The 2,378-nt window shown below is 74.7% G+C and carries 3 protein-coding genes; all 3 read right to left on the bottom strand.

Annotated features, from left to right (window positions below):
- Nucleotides 1–275: 275 nt before the first annotated feature.
- From WJX68_RS25170 to WJX68_RS25160, 3 genes are read right to left on the bottom strand one after another with little or no spacing between them, the layout of a single operon-like run.
- Nucleotides 276–677, bottom strand: coding sequence for a GNAT family N-acetyltransferase (locus WJX68_RS25170; protein WP_340295477.1), 402 nt, complete (start codon nucleotides 675–677; stop codon nucleotides 276–278).
- Nucleotides 674–1,270: a TetR/AcrR family transcriptional regulator gene (locus WJX68_RS25165; protein WP_340295475.1), complete on the bottom strand. Its 597-nt coding sequence runs from the start codon at nucleotides 1,268–1,270 to the stop codon at nucleotides 674–676. The genes WJX68_RS25170 and WJX68_RS25165 overlap by 4 nt, the downstream gene beginning before the upstream one ends.
- On the bottom strand, nucleotides 1,267–2,085 hold the full coding sequence (locus WJX68_RS25160) for an enoyl-CoA hydratase/isomerase family protein (RefSeq protein WP_340295473.1): 819 nt from the start codon (nucleotides 2,083–2,085) through the stop codon (nucleotides 1,267–1,269). The genes WJX68_RS25165 and WJX68_RS25160 overlap by 4 nt, the downstream gene beginning before the upstream one ends.
- Between the last annotated feature and the right edge of the window lie 293 nt (nucleotides 2,086–2,378).

Here is a 2,378-nt window from a genome sequence, read left to right as displayed (position 1 = left end):
CGCTCCTCCAGGTCCGCGGGGGATGGCGCGGTGCTCGTCACTGGACACCTCCGTACCGAACGTTCATTCGGCTGTGAGTGTGGCTGATGGGCGGTGGGTCCCGCAACCCCGGCACCGATCAGCACGTTCGGGCCCGGTGCGGCCGGAACGTGCTGGACCGCCCTCGCCGATCCGCGGGCGGAGTCGCCGATGGAGACCCTGGTCCGGCGTCGACCGGATGATCGATCAGCACGTACCCGCCCTCGGCGGGGCCGGAACGTGCTGATCGATGAAGCTCAGCGGTGCAGGCGCAGCAGCCCGGCGTCGGTGGGCGGGAGCCCGCAGGCGCGGTGGAAGGGGGCCAGGTCCGGGGCGAAGTCGGCGTGCAGCCAGGTGCAGCCGGCCGCGGTGGCCTGCTCCACCGCCCCGGCGACGAGCGCGCGCCCGATGCCCCGGCCCCGCCGTACCGGGTCGACGACGAGGTCGAGCAGGAACGCGTGCCGGTCGCCGTCCCAGGCGACGTTGACGAACCCGGCGAGCGCGTCGCCGTCGCGGGCGTCGAGCCAGGTGAGGCTGTGTGCGGCGAGCTGCGCCGACCACGGGCGCAGCCGGGGGGTCTCGCCGAAGGCCGTCGCGTGCAGTGCGGACAGCGCGACGTCGTCGACCCCGGGGCGGACCCGGACCACGGCGGGGGTCACGGCGCGGGGACGATCCCGCTGAAGGCGGCCCGCACGACGTCCTCGGGCAGCGTCGCGGTGCCCGGGCGGCCGGGCCGGTACCACTCGACGATCGAGTTGACCGTGCCCGACAGCAGCCGCGCGGCCAGCGCGGGGTCGACGTCGGAGCGGACCTCGCCGGCGACGACGGCCTCGCTGACCAGCGCACGGACGGCGGCGTCGAACGCGCGCCGCCGTTCCAGCGCCCAGCGCTCGGTCTCGGTGTTGCCCCGCACCCGCAGCAGCAGCGTCACGTACGGCAGCTCGGTCATCAGCACCCGCACCTGCTCGGCGAGGATGACCCGCAGCCGGTCGGCGGGGCCGCCGGTGCGCGCCTCGGGCAGGTCGAGGACGCCGAACAGTCCGTGCACGGCGCGTTCCAGCGCGGCCCGCAGCAGCGCCTCCTTGCCGGCGAAGTGGTGGTAGAACGACGACTTCGTGATCCCGGCCGCCCGCGAGAGGTCCTCCATGGACGTCGCGTCGTAGCCGCGGGAGATGAACTCGCCCACCGCGGTCTCCAGCAGTGCGTCGCGGCCCCCGCTGGGGCGCCGGGCGCGCTTCACCGGCGAGCTCATCGCCCCTCGAAGGTGGGCTTCTTCTTGGCGAGGAAGTCGGCGACGGCCTGCTGGTGGTCCCGGGTGGTCGACAGCCGGACCTGCGCGTCGGCCTCGTACTCCAGCACGTCGGGCAGCTCGTGCACCGCGCCGTAGCGGATGGCGCCCTTGACCTCGGCGTAGGCCCGGGTCGGGCCGGTCGCGAGGCGCCGCGCGAGCTCCAGGGCGGCGTCGAGGACCGACCCGGCCGGCACGACGTCGCGCACCAGGCCCCAGTTGCGCGCGTCCTCGGCGGTGAACTGCTCGTTCAGCAGTACCAGCTCGGTCGCCCGCGAGACGCCGACGGCGTGCGCGAGGGAGGCGGCGAGCCCGCTGTCGGTGGACAGCCCGATGCCGGTGAAGGCGGTCGCGAACTTCAGTCCCTCCGCGGCGATCCGCAGGTCGGCGGCCAGCGCGATGCCGAGCCCGGCGCCCACGCAGGGCCCGTTGATCGCGGCGACCACCGGCTTCGGCGTCTCGCTGATCGCGCGCACGAGGGGGTTGTAGTGGCGGCGCACGGTGCCGAGCGCCCCGGCCGGGTCCGCGTCGAGGGCCTCGGCGTGCTCGGTGAGGTCCTGCCCGACGCAGAACGCCTTGCCCGCGCCGGTCAGCACGACCGCGCGCACGGAGTCGTCGCCCGCCACCCCGGCCACGGCCGGGAGCAGAGCCTCCTTGAGCTCGACGGTGAGCGCGTTGTACCGGGCGGGCCGGTTCAGGGTGACCACGGCGACGGCCGGGTCGGTCTCGTCGCGGGTGACCAGCACGGCGGGGTCGGCGCTGACGGGGGAGGTGGTCATCCGGCCACCCTAGCGGCCGACCGAACGATCGGTCTCCCGTCCGAGCCGACCCTGGTGCGGCGCCGAGTCCCGGTGCTAGGTTCGCCCGAACGAACGGTCGGTCCATATCTTCGATGTCGAAGCGCGACGGAGGCTCGCCGATGACCCTGCTCCGCAGCCACCTCTCCGGTACCTGGCAGACCGGGAGCGGCGAGGGCCGCCCGCTGTACGACGCGGTGACCGGCGAGGAGGTCGCCCGCATCTGTTCCGACGGCCTCGACCTCGCCGGGGCGCTGGAGTACGGGCGTCGGACC

Origin of the sequence: Pseudonocardia spirodelae (assembly GCF_037727765.1) — a bacterium.
Lineage (GTDB): Bacteria > Actinomycetota > Actinomycetes > Mycobacteriales > Pseudonocardiaceae > Pseudonocardia > Pseudonocardia spirodelae.
This window is presented reverse-complemented; position numbering and strand designations above follow the sequence as displayed.